Below are 21,288 nucleotides of genomic sequence, written 5' to 3' on the forward strand. Positions count from 1 at the left end.
CAGTCCCGCGCCCTCCCCTGCGACTCCGCCGCAGCGTCCACCGGGACGGAGGATGGTGCGCTGGTTCGACCCGCTCATCCTGGCGCGAACGGGGGTGCGCTCCGTCATCTCCGCCACCATCGGCAAGCAGGCGGATCGCCGACTGCTGGACGCGCTGGCGGCGCCCAAGGTGGAGCCCAGCGACTTCTCGGTCGATGCGGCGGGCAACCCCCGGCAGGAACTCTGGCTCGACTACGTGTCGGACCTGGGCGATGGCTGGGACTCCACGTACGCGGTGGCTCACACGGTGGCCAGGCCCTCGCTGACGGTACAGGACGAGACAGGCAAGACCTACGACACGCACGGTGGCGAGCTGCTCGTGTTCGGCGGAGACGCCGTTTACCCGGATGCGAGCGTAAAGGAATACGAGGAGCGGACCATTCAGCCTTGGGCTTCGGCGATGCGCGGGCAACGCCCCCGGCCTCACCTCTTCGCCATCCCCGGCAACCACGACTGGTACGACGGACTGGTCTCCTTCATCCGCCTGTTCTGCCAGGAGCGCGCGCTGGGGGGCTGGACCACGCACCAGCGACGCAGCTACTTCGCGGTGAAGCTGCCCCATGGGTGGTGGCTGATCGGCACGGACATGCAGCTCGAGTCGGATCTCGACGACCCCCAGGTCCAATACTTCCAGGAGGTCGCCAAGCTGATGAACAAGGATGACCGCGTCATCCTCTGCCTCGCGGAGCCCGCCTGGCTGCGCGCCCAGGTCCGTACGCCCGCGATCCGGTTACACCAGGAGAACAACCTCGACTTCCTCCAGCACCAGGTGCTCGGCAAGAAGGTCAGCGTCTTCCTGGCGGGAGATCTCCACCACTACCGGCGCCACGCCAACGACGCGGGGCAACAGAAGATCATCGCGGGAGGAGGCGGCGCCTTCCTGCACCCGACGCATGCGCCCCGAAAGCAGCGGCCACTTCCCGAGGGCTTCACCGCGCGCAAGTGCTTCCCGAGCGCCACGGAGTCCCGGCGGCTGTGCTGGCACAACCTCGCGTTCCTGAAGCACAACCCTCGCTTCGGGATGCTCACCGGGCTGCTCTACATGCTGCTGGCCTGGGCGCTCTCGACGAACATCGGCGCCTCCACCGCGCCCAAGGCGCTCTCGCTGGTGGTGAGCACGGCGCTGGGCTCACCGGGCGTCGTCATCATCGCGCTGCTGATCATCCTCGGGCTGATCGGCTTCGCGGATGCGCGGTTTGGCCGCTTGCGCCCGGTGGTGGGAGTGCTCCACGGCCTCGTCCACCTGCTAGCGGTGTTCCTGATCGCCTGGGGCGTGTCCTACCTCGTGGGCCCGGTCCTCGACCTGCCCTTCCGAAGCCTGCAGCGGGATCTGGTCAGCGCCGCGCTCATCTTCCTCGGAGGGCTGGTGGTGGGACCGACCCTCATGGGCCTGTACCTGCTCATCTCCCTCAACGTCTTCAGCGCCCACGCCAACGAGGCCTTCGGCTCCCTGTCCATCCCGGACTGGAAGAACTTCGTTCGGATGCGGATCGACAAGAACGGGCGCCTGTGGCTCTTCCCCATCGGCATCCGGCGAGTGCCTCGGTCCTGGAAGCCCGGCAGCACGGTCCGCGAGCCGGAGTGGGTGCCGGACCCGGCGGACAAGCGCGCCACGCCTCCCGCGCTCATCGAGCCTCCCATCATCGTCTGAAGACTGTCCCGCCTTTGTTCACCCACAGTGGAATCCTGTCGGGAACGAAGGCCAGCGGGCGTGGGTTTCTCCTAATCGGGTTTCCCACGCCTCGGCGCTCTCTTGCATGCCGGGCACACAGCCTCTTGCCGACGCTGGGAAGCTCCAAGAGGATGCGCCCCCATGACGACGACCAGTGAAACCCAGGGTCAGAACTTCCTCCAGGAGATCATCGAGGAGGACAAGAAGACCGGCAAGCACGGCGGCCGTGTACACACCCGCTTTCCGCCAGAGCCGAATGGCTACCTGCATATCGGCCACGCCAAGTCGATCTGCCTGAACTTCGGGCTGGCCCAGCAGTACGGCGGCAAGTGCAATCTGCGCCTGGATGACACCAACCCGCTCACCGAGGACACCGACTACGTCCAGTCCATCGAGCGGGACGTGAAGTGGCTCGGCTTCGACTGGGCCGGCAAGTACTTCGCCTCGGACTACTTCGACAAGCTCTACGACTTCGCCGTGGAGCTCATCAAGCAGGGCAAGGCCTACGTGTGCAGCCTCACCGCGGACGAGATCAGCCAGTACCGCGGCGACTTCAACACGCCGGGCCGCGACAGCCCCTACCGCAACCGCTCCGTCGAGGAGAACCTGGACCTCTTCAGCCGCATGAAGGCGGGCGAGTTCCCCGATGGCGCGCACACCCTGCGGGCGAAGATCGACATGACGTCGCCCAACCCGGTGCTGAGGGATCCGCCCATCTACCGGATCCGCCATGCGCACCACCACAACACGGGCGACAAGTGGTGCATCTACCCGCTCTATGACTTCGCGCACTGCCTCTCGGACTCCATCGAGGGCATCACCCACTCGATCTGCACGCTGGAGTTCGAGAACCGCCGGGTGCTCTACGATTGGATCGTCGACAACCTCATCAAGGGGGGCCGGCCGTATCAGTACGAGTTCGCGCGGCTGAAGCTCACCTACACGGTGATGAGCAAGCGCAAGCTGCTGCAGCTGGTGACCGAGAAGCTGGTGTCCGGGTGGGATGACCCGCGCATGCTCACCATCAGCGGCCTGCGTCGGCGCGGCTGCACGCCGGTGGCCCTGCGGGACTTCGCCACGCGTATCGGCGTGAGCAAGACGGACAGCTGGATCGACATGAGCGTGCTCGAGCTGTGCATCCGCGAGGACCTCAACGAGCATGCCCCGCGCGCCATGGCGGTGCTCAAGCCGCTCAAGGTGGTCATCGAGAACTACCCCGAGGGCAAGACCGAGCAGCTCGACGTGGCCAACCACCCGCAGAAGGCGGAGCTGGGCACGCGCCAGGTGCCGTTCTCGCGCGAGCTGTACATCGAGGCGGACGACTTCATGGAGACCCCGCCCAAGGGCTTCTTCCGCCTGTCGCCGGGCAAGGAGGTCCGCCTGCGCTCGGCCTACTTCATCAAGTGCGAGAGCGTCATCAAGGACGACAAGGGCAACGTGGTGGAGTTGCGCTGCACGTATGACCCGGCCACGCGCGGCGGCGACTCGCCGGATGGGCGCAAGGTGAAGGGCACGCTGCACTGGGTGCCGGCCAGCGCGCCCACCGCCGAGGTGCGGCTCTATGACCGGTTGTTCTCGGCAGAGCAGCCGGACAAGGACAAGGACAAGGACTTCAAGCAGTTCTTGAACCCGAACTCCCTGGAGGTCATCCGGGACGCGCGCGTCGAGCCGATGCTGGCGGACGCGGCCGCCGAGTCCCGCTTCCAGTTCGAGCGGCTGGGCTACTTCTACGTCGACCCGAAGGACTCCCAGCCGGGCAAGCCCGTCTTCAACCGCACGGTGACGCTGAAGGACTCGTGGGCCAAGGAGCAGGTGAAGCCCAAGTAGTCCCCGAGGCAGCGGGCCGGAGCGCCAGCTCAGTCCTGGCGCTCCGGGAGCCCGAGCGCCTCGCGCACCTGCTCCACCGTGCGCGCCGCCCAGTGCCGCCGGTGGTTCTCGGAGGTGGTGAAGCTGCGCGTCTCCATCCGATCGAGGTAGAGCGCCCCATCCAGGTGGTCCACCTCGTGCTGGAGAATCCGGGCATACCAGCCCTGCGCCGAGATGGAGACAGGCGCCCCGTTCTCGTCGAGCGCCTCCACGCGCACCCCGCGCGCCCGGGGAACCAGGGCCGCGAAACCATTGACGCTCAGGCAGCCCTCGTGGAACTCCACCAGCGTCGGGTCCTCGATGACCAGCTCCGGGTTGATGAGGACGTGGAAGTCCACGGGCTTGCGTCCTCGACGCGCCAGCTCTTCCGGGGGAAAGCCAGCCTGGTACTCGGCTCGGTCCTCCACCACCACCAGACGAATGCCCACGCCCACCTGAGGGGCCGCGAGCCCGACGCCGGGGGCGTCACGCATCGTGTCTCGCATGAGCGCGATGAGCCCCTGCACGTGCGGACTGGCGATCTCCTCGGGCGTCAGCTCCCGCGCCCGCTGCCGCAACACCGGCTCTCCCGTCTGGACGATCTTCAGCACCATGGCGCCCCTTTCGCGCGACCAGGACGTAACAACCGCTCCGTTCGATCTCCGAGGAATGGCCGCGCAAGGCCTTGCGCCCTAATCGACCTTCGGCGCCCGTGCAATGGCGGACGTTCTCGGCGCGGGTTGTCCGCTGCGGGACGGCCTCGGTGTCCGAGGGTGATCACGCTCCGGCGCATTGAGTGGGCAGCAGGCTGACAAGCGATCCACAGGAGCGCACCTTGCGCCGCGGGAATGGTCCCTCTGTGACAGGAGCACGCATGCCGCCTCGTGGAGTGAAGAGTCCCAAGCGCCAGCGCCAGTACGAGCACATCAAGGAGTCCACCCTCGCGCGAGGCGCGAGCGAAGGGCGCGCCGAGGAGCTCGCCTCGCGCACCGTCAACAAGCAGCGGCGCAAGGCCGGAGAGACCAAGAAGGCGCCGCGCCGTGCCACCGCGGGCAAGACCTCCCGCAGGAAGACGGGGACCACCAGCTCGCGCGGCATCAGCAGCGCGCGGGGCAAGACCAGCGCCCGGGGAACCACCCGTGCGCGCGGCAAGAGCAGCTCGAGCCGCAAGAGCCCAAGCCGCAGCCGGAGCTGACACCTCCCGTACGGCGGCGCGCGAGGCTCCAGGCTTCGCGCGCGGCTCGCGGGTTCTGTACTAGAAGGCTCGGCATGCCTATCGCCGAGCTCAATGGACAGGGGATCTTTTTCGAGGACTCGGGTGGCTCCGGCCGCCCCATCATCCTGGGTCACGGCTTCCTCATGGACGGCCGCATGTTCGATGCCCAGGTGGCGGCGCTGGCCCCCGAGTTCCGCGTCATCCGCTGGGATGCGCGAGCCTTCGGCCGCACCCGCTGGGATGGAAAGCCCTTCACCCTCTGGGACTCGGCCACGGACTGCATCGCCCTGCTGGACCACCTGGGCATCGATCAAGCCGTCGTGGGAGGCATGTCCCAGGGAGGCTATTGCGCCCTACGCATCGCCCTGCGCTATCCCGATCGCCTCAAGGCCCTGGTGCTCATGAGCACCCGCGGCACCAACGACGATGAGCAGACGAAGGCCGGCTACCTGCAGTCCGCGCAGGTCTGGTCCACCGTCGGCCCCGACCCGATCGTCCAGGCCCTCTCGGGGCCCGTCCTCGGAGATCCGCGCTACTTCACGCCGTGGCTCGACCGCTGGCGGCAGCTCCCCGCCGCCAACTACATGGCCGCCGTGCGCAATCTCGTGGACCGCGACGACATCACCAGCCGACTGAAGGAGATCCGCTGCCCGGCCATCATCTTCCACGGGCTGGAGGACTCCGGCATTCCCCCCTCGGATGGGGAGTTCCTTCACAAGACCCTGCCGGGCAGTGTCCGCTTCGTCCCGGTGCCCGGCGCCACGCACGCCGCGAACCTCACCCACCCGGAAGTCGTCAACCCGCCGCTGCTCGAGTTCCTCCGCGCCTACGCGTGAAGCGACGTACGTCTTTGGTGGTATCCGCTCCCGGAGCGGGCCTGGGCATTGTGTTTTCGACACGACATGCCCATCGCCGAGCTCAATGGACAGGGGATCTATTTCGAGGGCTCGGGTGGCTCCGGCCGCCCCATCATCCTGGGCCATGACTTCCTCATGGACGGGCGCATGTTCGACCTCCAGGTGGAGGCACTGGCTCCCGAGTTCCGCGTCATCCGCTGGGACGCTCGGGCTCTCGGCCGCACGCGGTGGGACGGCAAGCCCTTCACGCTCTGGGACTCGGCCTCCGACTGCATCGCCCTGCTGGACCACCTGGGCATCGATGAGGCCGTGGTGGGGGGCATGTCCCTGGGAGGCTACTGCGCCCTGCGCGCCGCCTTGCGCTTCCCCGATCGCGTGAAGGCCCTGGTGCTCATGAGCACCCGTGGCACCAGCGACGATGACGACGCGAAGGACATCTATATGGATCTGGCGCGAATCTGGTCCGCCTACGGTCCGATCGAGCCGGTCGTCCATATCCTCGCGGACCCCTTCCTCGGGGATCCGCGCTACTACGCGCCCTGGCTCGACCGCTGGCGGCTGCTCCCTGCCTCCAACTACCTTGCCGCCACGCGCAGCCTCGTCGAGCGCGACGACATCAGCCATCGGCTCCGGGAGATCGCCTGCCCGGCCATCGTCTTCCACGGGACGGAGGACACCGGCATTCCCGCTTCGGACGGCGAGGAGCTTCACTACTCCCTACCGGGCAGCGTCGGCTTCGTGCCGGTGCCCGGTGCCAGCCACGCCGCCAACCTCACCCACCCCGAGCTCATCCACCCGCCCCTCATCGAGTTCCTCCGCAGCTTCGCGTGAGGGGCAGGGAGGCGGCGCTCAGTAGGCCACGCCGAAGCTGGCTGCCTGCGTCCGCACGCTCTTCATCACGTTGTCATCGAAGCTGTCGGACTTCTCCGCCACGTTCTTCACCCGCCACGAGTCACGCTCCGCGGCCAGCTTCGAGGCCTGCGCCTCCAGCACCCGGCGCTCCTCGGCGAGCTGCGTCACCTTGGCCACCTGGGCCTCCTTGCTCAGCCCTTTCAGCTCCGCCGGCAGTTCAGCCTCCTGCACCTTTGCCAGGCCCTCCGGCTGCGCCGCCAGGTCCATCGCTCCGCCCACCGCCATGGGCGCGCTGCTGGCCGGCATGGCGCTCCCCGGCACCTTGCCCTTGGCCTTCTTCATGTAGCTGATGCGCTCGGCCGCGACCTCGGGGGCCATCGCGCCCATCTGCTCCGCCCGCCCGCGGTTCTCCGCCTGCACAGCCGCCGAGCCCGTGTAGAGCGTCTTGCTGGCGATCTCCGCGTTCACCCGCGCCAGCTCCGCGTCGTAGGGCGTCGCCACGGCCAGCATCCCGCCCGCCTGGTCGATGGTGTCGAAGGTTCCGTCCGTCAGCTTCGCCACGAACTGCCACGCCGTGGCCGTCTCCTCATCCTCGCCACAGCGCACCGTGTTCACCACGATGTGCTTCTCCTTGGCCTGCTTCGACCAGTGCTTGAAGTCCCACTCCTGCTCGCGGATGGCGGGCGGCGCATCGCCCACCAGGAAGATGACCTTCATCGTCTCCCGGCTGGAGCTCCACGACATCTTCGACACGGCCTCGCCCAGCCCACGCCCCACGTGCTCCGGCGTGTCCCCGCCCCCGTCCGCGCTGAACTGGCGCAGGTTCGTGAACACCGTGTCCAGGTCCTCGCTCAGGTCGAAGCGCTTCGTCACGTAGTCGTCGCCCTCGTCCCGGTAGGCCACCAGTCCCACCTTCAGGCGCGGCGTCGGCTTGCCCGTGGCGATCCGAGAGGCGATGGAGAAGATCTTCTGCTTGGCCCCTTCGATGAGGCCGCTCATCGAGCCGGTGGTGTCCAGCACGAACACCACTTCGATCTCGGGCCGGGCGGCTTGCGGCGGCGAAGCCTTTTCCTGGGTCTGGGCCTGAGCCTGCTTTGGTGCGGGGGCGGTGGGCGTACGGCTGACGGCCAGGGGAACAGCGATCGCAGCAGCGGCGAGCGCGGCAGCCAGAACGGACCGAACGAGGAATTTCGGGGACATGGAAGGCTCCAGGAACGGAAAGCAGCGGTAAATGGCGCGCGTGTCCTCCTGTAACGGGCGAGCCCACCAGAAGGTCTAAGCGCTCAGGGCAGTGCAGCGCAGGTCTTCTGCTGCGACTCCATCCCGCTGAGGAACTGATTCCATTCCTGGGGGGTCATGTTGCGACGAAGGCGGGCACAGGCCTGATGAGCGAGGTCCTCCGGACGCCAGGCCATGACGGAGTAGACCAGCCTGCCGGAGTCGTCCTCGTACCCTGTCACCACGAACCGGCCATCCGGGCTGAGGAGGACACCCTCGAGCGGTGTCTCTTCTTGTCCGCGTGCCACTTCCCGACCCGAGTTCGCCTCCCAGAGGCGCCACCCCTTCTCCCGAGTCGCCGCGATCAGGTGATGCCCCTCCTCGCTGTACTGGAGCGAGGTAATCCCACTCTCCGCCATCAGGTGGACCTTCTCCTGGCCTGTCTCCACGCCCCAGACCCTGGCTTCCGGCACCCCCGTGGCGATGGCCAGGTCCCCTCCATCCGCGCTGAACGCCAGGGTCCTGATGAGGTCCTGATGGTGCCGCAGCAGGCGTTCACGTCCCAATTCTATGTTCCAGACGCGGACCACGGCATCCTGGGTGGCGGTGGCCAGGTAGCGCCCATCCCCGCTGAAGACCAGGAGCTCTGGGACCGACTCCACCCCGACCAGGCGTGCTCTTCCGCATCCGAAAGTGCCTGCCTCGGGTGTCTCCACGCAGGCCAGGAGCTTGTGATCCAGGATGGAGAGCTCCTTGCCCGACGGCAGGTCCCAGAGGCGCACCTTCAGGTCACTTCCTCCCGTGGCCAGACGCTTGCCATCCGGACTGATGGCCACGGACCACACCGTGCCGGCATGCACCACCCGCACCTGCTCACGCCCCGTGGCCGCCTCCCACACACGCACCGTGCCGTCTCGGCTCGCGCCCGCCAGCAGCGTCTCATCCGGGCTGAAAGCGAGGACACGGGTGGGGCCGTCCTGCTTCAAGTTCGCGAGCTGCTTCTCGGATGCCACATCCCACACATGCACTGACGCGTCCTGCGCGAGCGCCAGCAACTTGCCGTGCCGACCGAGGGCCTTGGCACTGGCTCCCGACATGGGCGGCAGCTGGGCCCGCTCACGCAGGGTGGTCGTCTCCCAGGCCCGGACCTGTTCATCCTCGGTCATGGTGACCAGCGTGTGACTGTCTCGGCTGAAGGCCATGTCCGAATGCCGGCCCCACGCCTGCCCACGTGCCACGGCATCACCCGCCGCACCCCAGATGCACACCGCCCCGTCACCGCTCGCCGTGGCAAGCTGGTTTCCATCCGGGCTCCATGCCACCGCGTTCACGGACTCACGGTGGTTCAGCCGCATCACCTCCTGCCCTGTCTGGAGACTCCGCACGCTGGTGGCATGCCCCCCCTGCCACGTCGTGGCGAGTTGCTGCCCATCCGGAGAGAGCGCCATGGACTCGAGTCGCTCTTCGTGGGTCATCCGCATCCGCTCATCCCCATTGACAGGCTTCCAGCGCCGAACCGTCTTGTCCTCGCTCGCCGTCAGCAGGGTCCCATCCGAAGCGAAGGCCAGGGCCTTCACGTTGGCCTCATGGCTGAACTGAGAGAGCTGCCGCCCTCCCTCCACATCCCAAACCTGCACAAGCCGGGCTCCTTTGCTCGCAAAAGCCAGGAAGCTTCCATCCTCGCTGATGGCCAGCACGTCGGGCGGAGCCAGGAACTCCTTGAGCTTCACCGCGAAGACTTGCTTCAGGGTGGCGACATCCCAGACCCGCGCGTGGCCAGTGAGCGGATCCAGATTCACCAGGAATCGCCCGTCCACACTGAACCTCACCAGGGGTCCTACGCCCGGCACCGTCAAGAGGATGGCCGCGTCGGAGCGCTGCAGGAGACTGAGCTCGCCCTTGTAGTCCACGAAAGCCAGGTACCTTCCCGTCGGCTCGAAGGAAATCGTGCGCACGGTGGGCTCCCGAAACTTGTACAGGGGGTTCTTCCCGCGATTGAACTCCCACAGAAAGGCTTCTTCCTGGCCCTGCTGTGTGCTCAGCAAGAGGCCATCCTGGCCCCAGGCGACCTCCGTCACCGGTTGGCCATGCGGCAGCGAAGTCACCATGGCGCCTGTCTCCGCGTCCCAGATCCGAGCCAGCTTGTCGACGCTCCCCGTGACCAGTTGCCGCCCATCCGGTCGCCACGCCACGGAAAGGACGGGGGAGGGGTGCTCCATGCAAACTCCCGAGCGCGGCAGTCGCTCCAGCGCCTGGCGCAGCTCCTGATGCGCCTCCACGGAGGCATGGTTCCGCAAGGCTTCCACGGCCAGCAGGGTGCGGAGTTCCAACTGCTCGGGGTGCTGCTTCCGGAGCTGCGCTGCCGCGGCCGTCAGCTTCTTGCCGAGTGCCTCGGAGATCTCCGCTGCTTCCGGGCGCCTGGGGGTTCCCTTTTTAGGCCCTCCTTCGGAGAGCGGAACGTTCCGATAGGACAGCGTAGAGGTGTCGCGAAGATCTCCTTTCTTCAGCTGTACGAAAGCAACTCGATAGTGGGCGTCCTCGCGACACATGATCTCGTAGCTTCCCTCAGGGACCGCCAGCACTGCGGGCTTACCATCCCCTGCAGTGACCTCCGCGACCAACTTGCGTTTCTGCTTGTCGATCACGAAGCAGGGCTGTTTATTCGGAGGGAACTTCAAGCGCCCACCGCGGTGATTGAGCTGGGTGAGATAGAGATTGCCCTGGCCTTTCAGGTCATCGATGCGCCAGCGAGGCTTCTGGAGGCCCGCAGGCATGTCAGTGGTATCCGCCTGGGTGCGGCCATACGCGTAATCGTATGCCTCCTCGATGCTCACCCCATTGTCTTCATTCTTGTCCGCGACCCCGCGCAGGCCACTCACGAAGTGGTGTGTAAACAAGGAACCTGAAAGCGCGCTTGCTTCCAGAGACAACTCCGCCGCCCCGGAGGAGGTGAAGATGACGGTTCCGCTCACGGAGAGGTCATCTTCGACTTTGACGTCGAAGGGAACAGTGGTGGATGTGGCCCCCTTGAAGTTGAGGATCGCGCCGCTGTTGCAAGCATCCAGGATACCCACCTTCACGGTGGCGGGCATTGCACGCAGAAGGCCGTGCAACTCCTCCAGGGAAAACGGCGGCTCGCCCTCGAGATGCAAGTGCTTCGCGTCGGCATGTCCTGAGTAGTAGAAGAGGAAGTAAGACTTCTCCTTGGCCGCGCCGGCCAATTTCTTCTTCATCGCCTCGAGCTCACTCCGAAGCTTCTGCACGCTGGGCTCTTTCAGGGTGACGATGTTCTGGGAGGGAATGCCCCCAAGTTCCTTGAGCACGCCCTCGAACTGACTCACGTCGTTATCGGCATACTGGAGCTTGCTGTCCTGCGCCCAGCCCTTGTTGGCCCCCACCAGCAAGGCCATACGCTTCTCCGCGAGTGCGGGCAGCGGGGTGAGGAGGAAGGCAAGCAGAAGAACGAGAGGGTAACGACCGCGTGTCATGCAGAGTCCTCTGGCGGTAGCTCGCACGCTGAGGCTCCTCAGACCGCGCCAATACCACTTTCTAGGGATGGACATACCTTGGCACTACCTATAACATTGGATGGCATGCGCAACCCAGTACGTCGTGTCTCCGCCGCTCTCTTGGGCTGCCTCTTCCTTTTCCCGACGCTGGGGCAGGCGAGCAGTGCAGAGGAGTTCGAGCGAGTCCTTCAGGACGTCCAGGAACTGACAGAAGGTGCGAAGTACGACCAGGCCTTGGAGCGGCTGAAACAAGCCAGCACGCTCGCGGCGGATGAGGCGCAGGACGCCGCCACGGTCCTTTATGAAGGCCTGCTCCTGGCAAGCTTGGGAGCACAGCAGTTCGAGCACGCCGAGACTGCCTTCGACGTCGTGCTGCGGCGGGACCCCAAGGCCAAGCTGCCGCTCAAGGCCTCTTTCGAAGTGGAGCGAGCCTTCGAAAAGACCCGGGCACAGGTCATGAAGGAGAAGACCTATCTCACGCCCCCTGTGTGGAATATGGGTTCCCAGGATTCCACGGCCCCGGCTTCAACAGACGCCGCGACGGTTCCATCCATTGAGCCACAGGACCTCGATCGCACCCTGCGTGAAATTCGTGAAAGCCTTACATGGAAGGAGTACGAGTTGGCGCGGGAGCGACTCCAGAAGGCCCATCAGCTCGTGCGCCAGGAGGAGCAGCACACCGCCGTCATGCTCTACGAGGGGCTCATCCTCGCGAGTCTCGGAAGACACCATCAAGCCCAAGCCCTGGGTGCCCTTCGTACCGCGCTGCAGCAGGAGCCCGGCGCGAAGTTACCCGTGAAGGTACCCTTTCAGGTCGAGCAAGCTTTTGAGGAGCTGAGGACACACCTTTTCGCCCCGGAGAGCGCTCCCGATCTCCTGGACAACCCGTTCATCAAGGAGCACGTCGCCTCCGACGAAAAATGAGCCCCGGCCCCGCACGGCAATGATCCTACGGGTCTCTTCGTACATAGGATGAATGCACGTCTTAACTCCATGTGCGGGGGCAGCAGAATGAGGTCCGGGATTTCTCTTGAGTCCACCGTTCGAGCATCGGTGGTTGCGTTCGCATTACTGCTCACGGGTTGTGCGACTTCGAGCAGCGCCTCGAAGCCCACCCGGCTGGAGTTGCAGTCCTGCCGAGTGCCCGAAGTCGAGGAGGCACTGCGCTGCGGGACCTTCCATGTCCCCGAGAATCGGCAGACGGGCCAGGGCCGGACGCTGCCGCTGCGCGTCATCGTCATTCCAGCCCGCGCTGAACGCCCAGGGGAGCCTGTCTTCTTCCTCTCGGGAGGCCCTGGCCAGGCCGCGACCGAGAGCGCTCAGTGGATGGTCAAGTCCTGGGAGCGGGAGAACCATGACGTCGTCCTGGTCGATATGCGCGGCACCGGCGAAGGCCACCGCCTGGACTGCCGGCTTGGCGGCTCCGATGACGATCCGCAGGCTTACCTCGATCCGATCTTCTTCGAGGGCACCCTCTTCCGCTCCTGCCGGGAGGAGCTCGAGAAGCAGGCCGACCTCACCCAGTACACGACGCCGATCGCGATGCAGGACCTCGACGCGCTTCGCCAGGCGCTGGGTTACGACAAGATCCATCTCGAGGGCGGCTCCTATGGAACCCGCGCCGGGCTCACCTACCTACATATGTACGGGCAGCATGTGCGCAGCGCGCTGCTGACCGGCCTCGTTCCTGTCTCCAACCGCAGCCCGCTCTTCCACGCAGCCGCCGCCCAGCGGGCATTCGAGCAGTTGCTAAAGGAGTGCGCGGCGGAAGCGCCTTGCCATGCGGCCTATCCGAACCCTCGGGAAGACCTGGCGGCCATCCTCCAGAGCCTCCGTGAGAAGCCGGCGCGCGTCCGCGTTCCCCACCCCGTCACCCAGGCTCCAACCGAGCTGCTGCTGTCCGAGCCGGGGTTCACGGACGGGCTTCGCGTCATGCTCTATTCGGCCGAGGCGGGGCGGCGCGTTCCGCTGCTCCTGCAGCGTGCCCGAGCCGGTGAGTTCACCCCGTTCGCCGAAGCCGCTCTTCAGAGCAGCCGTGGCGTCAAGACGTCCCTGCGACTCGGATTGTTACTGTCCGTCACCTGCAGTGAAGACGTCACCCGCATCCGTCCCGAGGAGATCGATCGCGAGACCGCCGGGAGCTTCATCGGCTCCCACCGCGTTCGCGGGCAGATGGCGGCCTGCGCCGAGTGGCCCAAGGCCCAGGTGCCCGAGGACTATTTCCGCCCGTTCTCCTCCGAGGTCCCGGTGCTGCTGATCTCCGGCAATCTCGACCCCGTGACGCCGCCGCACTGGGCCGAGGAAGCCAGGCGCTCCCTCCCCAACAGCATCCATGTGGTGACGCCCGGCGCGCACACGGCGAGCAACGACTGCATCGAATCGCTCGGGCGTAAGCTGTTCCGGACGAGCACGATTCGAGGGCTGGATACCCGTTGCGTGGAGGCGATCCGCAACCCGGCTTTCACCCTGCCCACGGATTCCGCGGCCAAGAGTGCCCCCTGACTCCACGGGTCAGCGCGGTGCGTCCGCACGCAGCGCGGCCAGCAGGCCCTGCACCATGCGACGCACCGCGTAGCCCTCGAAGTCCTCCACCGGGTCCACCGAGCTGGGGAACACGTCCAGCGTGCTCTCCAGGTAGTCCACCGCCGCCTTCAGGCCGCTCGGACGGGCAGAGCCCTCGCCTCCTTGGAGCTGTTCCTCGAGGAGGAACGCCCGGGAGACGAGGTTCTGCCAGCGATCGTCCCGCTTCTGCTCATCCATTCCACACGCTCCGCTCCAGGACTTGCCTGGAACGAATCATGCCAGATCGAACAGCAGCGCTTCGATGGGCTCGTCCGCAGTGAGCACCAGCGCACCCTCGTCGGACACCGCCGCCCCGTCACCCGCCTTGAGCGCGATGCCGTTGAGCGTGCCCGAGCCGCGCGCCAGCTGCACCCACGCGTGCCGGCCCGGCTTCAGCGTGTACTCGGCCTTCTCGCCCTTGCCCAGCAGCGTGCTGTGCAGCAGCACGTCCTGATGCACCGTCACCGAGCCGTCCCGCCCGTCCGGCGAGGCCACCACCCGGAAGCGCCCCTCGCGCTCCTTCACGTCAAAGGCCTTCTGCTCGTAGCCCGGCTTCAGGCCCTGGCGGTCCGGGATGATCCAGATCTGCAGCATGTGCAGCTGCTCGTCGAAGCGGTTCATCTCGCTGTGCAGCACGCCCGTGCCCGCGCTCATGCGCTGCACCTCTCCCGGGCGGATGACCGAGCTGGTGCCCATGCTGTCCTTGTGCTCCACCTGCCCGCCCAGCAGGTAGGTGATGATCTCCATGTCCCGGTGCGGGTGCGTGCCGAACCCGCGGCGCGGCGCCACGTAGTCCTCGTTGATGACGCGCAGGCTGCGGAAACCCATGTGCTCCAGGTCGTAGTAGTCCGCGAACGAGAACGAGTGGTACGTGTCGAGCCAGCCGTGGTTGGCGTGGCCTCTCTCCTGCGACGGTCGAACGGTGATCATGGGGTGCTCCTTTCTGTAGCTTTCTTCAGATGCCCCAGTCGGGGCGGATGATGCGGGCCGCGTGAGCAATGTCCCCGCCACGAGGCCCGTCGCGCCGGTCAGCAGCCCTCCAGACACCTGCCGCCGGCTCAGCAGGCTTCCAGACCTCTCCTTCCCTCCACCGCGCTTCATGCCGCCTGCTGCTGCGAGGCCGCCAACACCGCCTGCACGTCCAGCGAGATGTCCACGCGCTCACCCACCAGCACGCCACCCGTCTCCACCGCCTTGTTCCACGTGAGCCCGAAGTCCTTGCGCTCGATGCTCGTGCTCGCGCTGAACGCCACCCGCTCGGCGCCGAACGGATCCTTCACCTTGCCCAGGAACTCCGTGTCCAGCGTCACCTCGCGCGTCACGCCGTGGATCGTCAGGTCCCCCACCACGCGGTAGCGCTCCTGCCCCGCCTTCTCCACCCGCCGGCTGCGGAAGCTCAGCTTCGGGAAGTTCGCCACGTCGAAGAAGTCCGCCGAGCGCAGGTGGTTGTCACGCGCCTCCACGCCCGTGTGGATGCTCGCCGCGTCCATCTCCACCTCCACGCTGCCCGTGGTGAGGTCCTCGCCGTTGAGCTTCAGCTCTCCCGAGAACTGCCCGAAGCGGCCGTGAACCTTGGCCACCACCATGTGGCGCACCGTGAAGTTGATGGAAGAGTGGGTCGTGTCGATCTGCCAGGTCTGAGGGGCCATGAAGTCTCTCCTGTGGTTGCGGTTGATGTCCCCTCCTAGAGCAAGTCCCTTGCCATCGACCAAATACCTGAAATTACTCGACCAGACCTGGGAGCACGTCACCTCTCCGTATCAAAATGAGAATCATCGACTCCCAATGAGAGACTCTTGCCCCCTCTCCAGGCGAGGGACTCCCGGGAGCGGCAGGCGGCGCCCGATCCTTCTGCCCTATCGTGTCGAAGCTGCCCCCAGGAGACGACCTCTGGGGGTCCAACCCCCACGGAGACCCTGTTCCATGAGCACCCCTTCGACTGCCTCGCTCTATGAGCGCCTGGGCGGCGTCTATGCCATCGCCGCCGTCGTGGACGCGTTCATCGACCGCATCATGGTCAACCCGAAGCTGAACGCGAACCCGCTCGTGGACGAGGCCCACCACCGCGTGCCCAAGGCCGGCTTCAAGTACCTGGTCACCGAGATGGTGTGCATGGCCACCGGCGGCCCCCAGCGCTACACGGGCAAGTCCATGGCCGACTCGCACCGTCACCTGAAGATCACCCCCGCCGAGTGGGACGTGTTCGCCCAGGACTTCAAGGCCGTGCTGGACCAGTTCAAGGTCCCCGAGCGCGAGCAGCAGGAGTTGTTCGAGCTCGTCGGCACCACGCGCGGAGACATCGTCATGGAAGAGGCTCCGTCGGCGCGCAAGGCGGGCTGAGCCGGGGTAGAGTGCTGGCCGCCATGAGCACCAACCCCACTCGCCGACAGGCCGCGCTGGAGGCCCTCGCCCTCGACGACGAGGCCCTGCTGAAGGCGTGCGAGGTGGAGTACTTCATCGCCTCGGGCCCCGGCGGCCAGCACCGCAACAAGACCGAGAGCGGCGTGCGCCTCAACCACCCGCCCACCGAGCTGTCCGTCTCCGCCACCGAGCGCCGCAGCCAGATCCAGAACAAGGGCGTGGCGCTCGAGCGGCTGCGCGAGGGGCTCAAGGCCCTCACCTTCGTGCCCAAGGTGCGCCGGGCCACCAAGCCCTCCAAGGGCTCGCAGCGGCGCCGCCTGGACACCAAGAAGCGCGAGGGCGCCAAGAAGGCCCTCCGGGGCAAGAAGGACCTCTGGTGAGCACCGCCCCCACGCCCACCCTCGAGGACGCCATCGCCCTCGCCGTGGAGGCCCACCGGGGCCAGCGGGACAAGGTGGGGCAGACCTACATCCTCCACCCCCTGCGGGTGATGATGCGCCTGGAGACGGAGGCCGAGCGGATGGCGGCCATCCTCCATGACGTGGTGGAGGACACGCCATACACGCTGGAGCGCCTGCGTGCCCTGGGCTACCCCGAGGAGGTGCTGAGCGCTCTGGAGTGCCTCACCAAGCGGGAGGGGGAGACCTACGAGGCCTTCATCGAGCGAATACGCCCCCATTCGCTGGCCCGGCGGGTGAAGCTGGCGGACCTGGAAGACAACATGGACGTGCGGCGGCTGCTGGTGGTGGGGCCCAAGGAGGCCGAGCGCCTGGCCCGCTACCGAGCCGCCTGGGCCCGCCTGAAGGCGCCCTGAGCGTCGGGCAGCCCCTCTTCCGGACCCAAGCCGCAACACCGCTCTTGTCCTTCGGCCCGCGCGCGACTAACTCGCTGGTCCGACTTGGAGCTTGGAGCAAGGGAGAGCGCCATGCAGGTCCTCAGTGTGAAGAAGGCCCTCGCGGGTTCGGTGCCCGCGGGCACGAAGGTGGAGGTACGCGGCTGGGTCCGCACGCGCCGTGACTCGAAGGCCGGCATCAGCTTCGTCAACGTCAGCGATGGCTCGGTGTTCGACCCCATCCAGGTCGTCGCCCCCAACACGCTGCCCAACTACGAGAAGGAGATCCTCCACCTCACCGCGGGCGCCTCCGTCGTGTGCCGGGGCACCCTCGTGCAGTCCCAGGGCAAGGGCCAGGCCTTCGAGGTCCAGGCCGACGAGGTGCAGGTGCTCGGGCTGGTGGATGACCCGGACACGTACCCCATCCAGCCCAAGCAGCACACGCTGGAGTTCCTGCGCGACGTGGCCCACCTGCGCGTGCGCACCAACACCTTCGGGGCCATCACCCGCGTGCGCCACTCGGCCATGCAGGCCATCCACCGCTTCTTCCACGAGGAGGGCTTCTTCTGGGTCAACACGCCCATCATCACCGCCAGTGACGCCGAGGGCGCCGGGCAGATGTTCCGCGTGTCCACCCTGGATGCCGTCAACCCGCCCCGCACGCCCGAGGGGAAGATCGACTGGCACAAGGACTTCTTCGGCAAGGAGGCCTACCTCACCGTCTCCGGCCAGCTGAACGTCGAGGCGTACTGCCTGGCCATGTCCAAGGTGTACACCTTCGGCCCCACCTTCCGCGCCGAGAACTCGAACACCACGCGCCACCTGGCCGAGTTCTGGATGATCGAGCCGGAGATCGCCTTCGCCAACCTCAACGACGACGCGGACCTGGCCGAGCGCTTCCTCAAGTACATCTTCAAGGCAGTGCTCAATGAGTGCGGGCCCGACCTGAAGTTCTTCGAGGAGCGCGTGCAGAAGGGCGTCACCGAGCGCCTGGAGAAGTTCATCAACTCCAGCTTCGAGCGCATCGACTACACCGCCGCCGTCGACATCCTGAAGAAGGCCACGCGGAAGTGGGACTACGCGCCCGAGTGGGGGAATGATCTCCAGACCGAGCACGAGCGCTACCTCACCGAGGAGCACGTCGGCCGGCCCGTGGTGGTGATGAACTACCCGGAGAAGATCAAATCCTTCTACATGCGCCTCAACGAGGACGGGAAGACCGTGGCGGCGATGGACGTGCTCGCTCCGGGCATCGGTGAAATCATCGGCGGCAGCCAGCGCGAGGAGCGCCTGGACGTGCTCGACAAGCGCATCGCCCAGTTCGGCCTCAAGCCCGACCACTATCAGTGGTACCGGGACCTGCGCCGCTACGGCACGGTGCCGCACGCCGGCTTCGGCCTCGGGTTCGAGCGCCTCATCGTCTACATCTGCGGCCTGCAGAACATCCGCGATGCCATCCCCTACCCGCGCGTGCCGGGCTCGGCGCAGTTCTAATCCACGCGCGGTTCCGAGAAGTGAAACGGCCCGGTGCTCCGCTGAGGGAACACCGGGCCGCGTCGTATCTGGAGTCCTGAGCGCTACGCCTTCGCGAGCTGGCGCAGCACGAACTGCAGGATGCCGCCGTGGCGGTAGTAGTCGAGCTCGTTCGGCGTGTCGATGCGGCACAGCGCCTTGAACTCCTTGGTGCCGTTCTCGCCCTCGGCCTTCACCGTCAGCGTCTTCTGCGGCGCCAGGTTCTCCGCGATGCCAGTGATGGAGAACTTCTCGTGGCCGGTCAGCCCCAGCGACTGCGCGTCCTGGCCCGCCTCGAACTGCAGCGGCAGCACGCCCATGCCCACCAGGTTCGAGCGGTGGATGCGCTCGAAGCTCTTGGCAATCACCGCCTTCACGCCCAGCAGCTGCGTGCCCTTGGCCGCCCAGTCACGGCTCGAGCCCGTGCCGTACTCGGCGCCCGCCAGCACCACCAGCGGCGTGCCCTCCTGCTGGTACTTCATCGACGCGTCGTAGATCGTCGTCCGCTCGCGGGTGGGGATGTGCACCGTCACGCCACCCTCCACCCCCGGAACCAGCAGGTTCTTCAGGCGGATGTTGGCGAAGGTGCCGCGCACCATCACCTCGTGGTTGCCGCGCCGCGCGCCGTACGAGTTGAAGTCCTTGGGCTCCACGCCCTCGGCCATCAGGTACTTCGCCGCCGGGCTGTTCTTGGCGATGTTACCCGCCGGCGAGATGTGGTCCGTCGTCACCGAGTCGCCCAGCAGCGCCAGCACGTGCGCCCCGCTGATGTCCTTGGGCGCCGAGGGCTCCTTCGGCAGGTTCTCGAAGAAGGGCGGCTTGCGCACATACGTGGACTTCGCATCCCACTGGAACGTGTTGCCCTTGCTCACCTGCAGCTTCTGCCAGAGCGTGTCGCCCTCCATCGCGTGGGCGTACTGCTGGCGGAACTGCTCCGGCTTCACCGCCGTGCGGATGACCTCGCGGATCTCCTCGTTCGTCGGCCAGATGTCCTTGAGGTACACCGGCTTGCCGTTGCGGTCGTGGCCCACGGGGTCGGTGTCCAGGTTGCGGTTCACGTCGCCAGCCAGCGCGTACGCCACCACCAGCGGCGGCGAGGCCAGGTAGTTCATGCGCACGTGCGGGTTGATGCGGCCCTCGAAGTTGCGGTTGCCCGACAGCACCGCCGCCACCACCAGGTCGCCCTCCGTCACCGCGTTGGCCACCGGGTCCGGCAGCGGGCCCGAGTTGCCGATGCACGTGGTGCAGCCGTAGCCCACCACGTGGAAGCCCACGCCCTCCAGGTACGGCAGGAGCCCCGACTCCTTGAGGTACTCCGTCACCACGCGGCTGCCCGGCGCCAGGCTCGTCTTCACCCACGGCTTGGAGTTCAGCCCGCGCTCCACCGCCTTCTTCGCCAGCAGGCCCGCGCCCACCAGCACCGCCGGGTTCGAGGTGTTGGTGCAGGAGGTGATGGCGGCGATGACCACCGCGCCGTGGCCCACCTTGTAGCTCTCGCTGCCCTGGCTCACCGTCACCGTCTGCTGCAGCCGCTCGGGAGGCACCGCCGCCGCCGGGGCCTTGGCCTTGCCGCCGCCCTCGTCGTCCTCGCCCTTGCTCTTGCCCGCCGCCAGCATCTCCACCAGCGACTTCTCGTACCCGCCCTTCATGTCCTTGAGGGGCACGCGGTCCTGCGGCCGCTTCGGGCCGGCGAGGCTCGGCACCACCGTGCCCAGGTCCAGCTCCAGCGTGTCGCTGAACACCGGCTCCGGCGCGCCCGCCGTGAGGAACAGGCCCTGCTCCTTGCAGTACGCCTCGGTCAGCGCCACCACGTCGTCGGGGCGGCCCGTGAAGCGCAGGTACGCCAGCGACTCCTCATCCACCGGGAAGAAGCCGATGGTGGCGCCGTACTCCGGCGCCATGTTCGCGATGGTCGCGCGGTCCGGCAGCGTGAGGCTCTTGAGCCCGCTGCCGTAGAACTCCACGAACTTGCCCACCACGCCCTTCTTGCGAAGCATCTGCGTCACGGTGAGCACCAGGTCCGTCGCCGTGGCGCCCGCTGGCAGGTTGCCGGTGAGCTTGAAGCCCACCACCTGCGGAATGAGCATGGTAATCGGCTGGCCCAGCAGCGCCGCCTCGGCCTCGATGCCGCCCACGCCCCAGCCCACCACGCCGATGCCGTTGATCATCGTCGTGTGGCTGTCGGTGCCCACCAGCGTGTCCGGGAAGGCCACGTTGCCCTGGCGGAACGTCACCTGGCCCAGGTACTCCAGGTTCACCTGGTGGCAGATGCCGATGTCCGGCGGCACCACCCGGAAGTTCTTGAACGCGTTGGAGCCCCAGCGCAGGAACGCGTAGCGCTCCTGGTTGCGGGAGAACTCCAGCTCCGCGTTCTCCTGCATCGCCGCCGTGGTGGCGAAGCTGTCGATCTGCACCGAGTGGTCGATGACCAGGTCGGCGGGGTTGCGCGGGTTGATCTTCGAGGCGTCGCCACCCATCGAGGCCAGCGCCTCGCGCATCGCCGCCATGTCCACCACCGCCGGCACGCCCGTGAAGTCCTGCAGCAGCACGCGCGCCGGGTGGAAGGAGATCTCCGTCTCCGGGGCCGCCTTCGGATCCCACGCCAGCATCTTCTCGATGTGCTCGCGCTTCACCACGCGCCCATCCTCATGGCGCAGCAGGTTCTCCAGCAGCACCTTGAGCGAGATGGGCAGGCGGTTCACCGCCGGGTTCGCCTTGGCCAGCTTGCCCAGGCTGAAGATGTCGTACGTCGCCGAGCCCACCTTGAGCTGGCTCTTCGTGCCGAAACTGTCCGTCATGTGCGTTCGCCGTCC

Annotated in this window: 18 protein-coding genes; 11 read left to right on the forward strand and 7 right to left on the reverse strand. The window is 66.8% G+C overall.

Going from position 1 to position 21,288, the window contains the following annotated elements; translation table 11 throughout:
• Positions 1-52 precede the first annotated feature (52 nt).
• Positions 53-1,690, forward strand: coding sequence for a metallophosphoesterase (locus SYV04_RS35865; RefSeq protein WP_321550530.1), 1,638 nt, complete (start codon positions 53-55; stop codon positions 1,688-1,690).
• Positions 1,691-1,852: 162 nt separating this feature from the next.
• A complete protein-coding gene (locus SYV04_RS35870; RefSeq protein ID WP_321550531.1) occupies positions 1,853-3,538 on the forward strand; it encodes a glutamine--tRNA ligase/YqeY domain fusion protein in 1,686 nt (561 codons plus the stop codon).
• 29 nt (positions 3,539-3,567) lie between these two features.
• Here SYV04_RS35870 and def read toward each other — a convergent pair whose 3' ends face one another.
• Positions 3,568-4,170 carry a peptide deformylase gene (gene def / locus SYV04_RS35875; protein WP_321550532.1) on the reverse strand — a complete coding sequence of 201 codons (603 nt, stop codon included), beginning with the start codon at positions 4,168-4,170 and terminating at the stop codon, positions 3,568-3,570.
• 260 nt (positions 4,171-4,430) lie between these two features.
• On the opposite strand from def, the gene SYV04_RS35880 reads away from it, so the two are divergent.
• The 3 genes from SYV04_RS35880 to SYV04_RS35890 all read left to right on the forward strand — a co-directional run bounded on the left by SYV04_RS35880 (position 4,431) and on the right by SYV04_RS35890 (position 6,460).
• Positions 4,431-4,751 (forward strand): hypothetical protein, encoded by a 321-nt coding sequence (locus tag SYV04_RS35880; protein ID WP_321550533.1) that lies wholly within the window; start codon positions 4,431-4,433, stop codon positions 4,749-4,751.
• Between the two features lie 74 nt (positions 4,752-4,825).
• Complete coding sequence (locus SYV04_RS35885) at positions 4,826-5,608, forward strand: alpha/beta fold hydrolase (RefSeq protein ID WP_321550534.1); 783 nt, start codon at positions 4,826-4,828, stop codon at positions 5,606-5,608.
• Positions 5,609-5,674: 66 nt separating this feature from the next.
• A complete protein-coding gene (locus tag SYV04_RS35890) occupies positions 5,675-6,460 on the forward strand; it encodes an alpha/beta fold hydrolase (protein ID WP_321550535.1) in 786 nt (261 codons plus the stop codon).
• Positions 6,461-6,478: 18 nt separating this feature from the next.
• Here SYV04_RS35890 and SYV04_RS35895 read toward each other — a convergent pair whose 3' ends face one another.
• Positions 6,479-7,681 (reverse strand): vWA domain-containing protein, encoded by a 1,203-nt coding sequence (locus SYV04_RS35895; RefSeq protein WP_321550536.1) that lies wholly within the window; start codon positions 7,679-7,681, stop codon positions 6,479-6,481.
• Positions 7,682-7,764: 83 nt separating this feature from the next.
• Positions 7,765-11,109 (reverse strand): WD40 domain-containing protein, encoded by a 3,345-nt coding sequence (locus SYV04_RS35900; RefSeq protein WP_321550537.1) that lies wholly within the window; start codon positions 11,107-11,109, stop codon positions 7,765-7,767.
• A 183-nt stretch (positions 11,110-11,292) separates the two neighbouring features.
• Between SYV04_RS35900 and SYV04_RS35905 the strand changes: the two genes are divergently transcribed.
• A complete protein-coding gene (locus SYV04_RS35905; protein ID WP_321550538.1) occupies positions 11,293-12,132 on the forward strand; it encodes a hypothetical protein in 840 nt (279 codons plus the stop codon).
• A 216-nt stretch (positions 12,133-12,348) separates the two neighbouring features.
• Positions 12,349-13,710 carry an alpha/beta hydrolase gene (locus SYV04_RS35910; RefSeq protein WP_321550539.1) on the forward strand — a complete coding sequence of 454 codons (1,362 nt, stop codon included), beginning with the start codon at positions 12,349-12,351 and terminating at the stop codon, positions 13,708-13,710.
• Between the two features lie 9 nt (positions 13,711-13,719).
• Here SYV04_RS35910 and SYV04_RS35915 read toward each other — a convergent pair whose 3' ends face one another.
• The 3 genes from SYV04_RS35915 to SYV04_RS35925 form a co-directional block, all read right to left on the reverse strand.
• Positions 13,720-13,968 carry a hypothetical protein gene (locus SYV04_RS35915; RefSeq protein WP_321550540.1) on the reverse strand — a complete coding sequence of 83 codons (249 nt, stop codon included), beginning with the start codon at positions 13,966-13,968 and terminating at the stop codon, positions 13,720-13,722.
• Positions 13,969-14,004: 36 nt separating this feature from the next.
• A complete protein-coding gene (locus SYV04_RS35920) occupies positions 14,005-14,700 on the reverse strand; it encodes a pirin family protein (RefSeq protein ID WP_321550541.1) in 696 nt (231 codons plus the stop codon).
• 167 nt (positions 14,701-14,867) lie between these two features.
• Entirely contained in the window at positions 14,868-15,419 is a 552-nt protein-coding gene (locus SYV04_RS35925; protein WP_321550542.1) for a YceI family protein, read from the reverse strand.
• Between the two features lie 274 nt (positions 15,420-15,693).
• On the opposite strand from SYV04_RS35925, the gene SYV04_RS35930 reads away from it, so the two are divergent.
• The 4 genes from SYV04_RS35930 (at position 15,694) to asnS (ending at position 18,457) form a co-directional block, all read left to right on the forward strand.
• A complete protein-coding gene (locus SYV04_RS35930) occupies positions 15,694-16,110 on the forward strand; it encodes a group I truncated hemoglobin (RefSeq protein WP_321550543.1) in 417 nt (138 codons plus the stop codon).
• A 23-nt stretch (positions 16,111-16,133) separates the two neighbouring features.
• A complete protein-coding gene (locus tag SYV04_RS35935) occupies positions 16,134-16,511 on the forward strand; it encodes a peptide chain release factor-like protein (RefSeq protein ID WP_321550544.1) in 378 nt (125 codons plus the stop codon).
• Positions 16,508-16,945 (forward strand): GTP pyrophosphokinase, encoded by a 438-nt coding sequence (locus SYV04_RS35940; protein ID WP_321550545.1) that lies wholly within the window; start codon positions 16,508-16,510, stop codon positions 16,943-16,945. Before SYV04_RS35935 ends, SYV04_RS35940 begins: the two co-directional genes overlap by 4 nt.
• A gap of 111 nt (positions 16,946-17,056) precedes the next feature.
• Positions 17,057-18,457, forward strand: a complete 1,401-nt coding sequence (gene asnS / locus SYV04_RS35945; protein WP_321550546.1) for an asparagine--tRNA ligase — start codon at positions 17,057-17,059, stop codon at positions 18,455-18,457.
• An 83-nt stretch (positions 18,458-18,540) separates the two neighbouring features.
• Here the strand turns inward: asnS and acnA are convergent, their stop codons facing one another.
• On the reverse strand, positions 18,541-21,273 hold the full coding sequence (gene acnA, locus SYV04_RS35950; RefSeq protein ID WP_321550547.1) for an aconitate hydratase AcnA: 2,733 nt from the start codon (positions 21,271-21,273) through the stop codon (positions 18,541-18,543).
• Between the last annotated feature and the right edge of the window lie 15 nt (positions 21,274-21,288).

Origin of the sequence: Hyalangium ruber (assembly GCF_034259325.1) — a bacterium.
Lineage (GTDB): Bacteria > Myxococcota > Myxococcia > Myxococcales > Myxococcaceae > Hyalangium_A > Hyalangium_A rubrum.

Excerpts from the sequence above, each read along its gene's own strand:
- SYV04_RS35865 (WP_321550530.1), top strand. The coding sequence starts at position 53 with ATGGTGCGCTGGTTCGACCCGCTCATCCTGGCGCGAACGGGGGTGCGC.
- SYV04_RS35870 (WP_321550531.1), top strand. The coding sequence starts at position 1,853 with ATGACGACGACCAGTGAAACCCAGGGTCAGAACTTCCTCCAGGAGATC.
- def (WP_321550532.1), bottom strand. The coding sequence starts at position 4,170 with ATGGTGCTGAAGATCGTCCAGACGGGAGAGCCGGTGTTGCGGCAGCGG.
- SYV04_RS35880 (WP_321550533.1), top strand. The coding sequence starts at position 4,431 with ATGCCGCCTCGTGGAGTGAAGAGTCCCAAGCGCCAGCGCCAGTACGAG.
- SYV04_RS35885 (WP_321550534.1), top strand. The coding sequence starts at position 4,826 with ATGCCTATCGCCGAGCTCAATGGACAGGGGATCTTTTTCGAGGACTCG.
- SYV04_RS35890 (WP_321550535.1), top strand. The coding sequence starts at position 5,675 with ATGCCCATCGCCGAGCTCAATGGACAGGGGATCTATTTCGAGGGCTCG.
- SYV04_RS35895 (WP_321550536.1), bottom strand. The coding sequence starts at position 7,681 with ATGTCCCCGAAATTCCTCGTTCGGTCCGTTCTGGCTGCCGCGCTCGCC.
- SYV04_RS35900 (WP_321550537.1), bottom strand. The coding sequence starts at position 11,109 with ATGGCCTTGCTGGTGGGGGCCAACAAGGGCTGGGCGCAGGACAGCAAG.
- SYV04_RS35905 (WP_321550538.1), top strand. The coding sequence starts at position 11,293 with ATGCGCAACCCAGTACGTCGTGTCTCCGCCGCTCTCTTGGGCTGCCTC.
- SYV04_RS35915 (WP_321550540.1), bottom strand. The coding sequence starts at position 13,968 with ATGGATGAGCAGAAGCGGGACGATCGCTGGCAGAACCTCGTCTCCCGG.
- SYV04_RS35920 (WP_321550541.1), bottom strand. The coding sequence starts at position 14,700 with ATGATCACCGTTCGACCGTCGCAGGAGAGAGGCCACGCCAACCACGGC.
- SYV04_RS35925 (WP_321550542.1), bottom strand. The coding sequence starts at position 15,419 with ATGGCCCCTCAGACCTGGCAGATCGACACGACCCACTCTTCCATCAAC.
- SYV04_RS35930 (WP_321550543.1), top strand. The coding sequence starts at position 15,694 with ATGAGCACCCCTTCGACTGCCTCGCTCTATGAGCGCCTGGGCGGCGTC.
- SYV04_RS35935 (WP_321550544.1), top strand. The coding sequence starts at position 16,134 with ATGAGCACCAACCCCACTCGCCGACAGGCCGCGCTGGAGGCCCTCGCC.
- asnS (WP_321550546.1), top strand. The coding sequence starts at position 17,057 with ATGCAGGTCCTCAGTGTGAAGAAGGCCCTCGCGGGTTCGGTGCCCGCG.
- acnA (WP_321550547.1), bottom strand. The coding sequence starts at position 21,273 with ATGACGGACAGTTTCGGCACGAAGAGCCAGCTCAAGGTGGGCTCGGCG.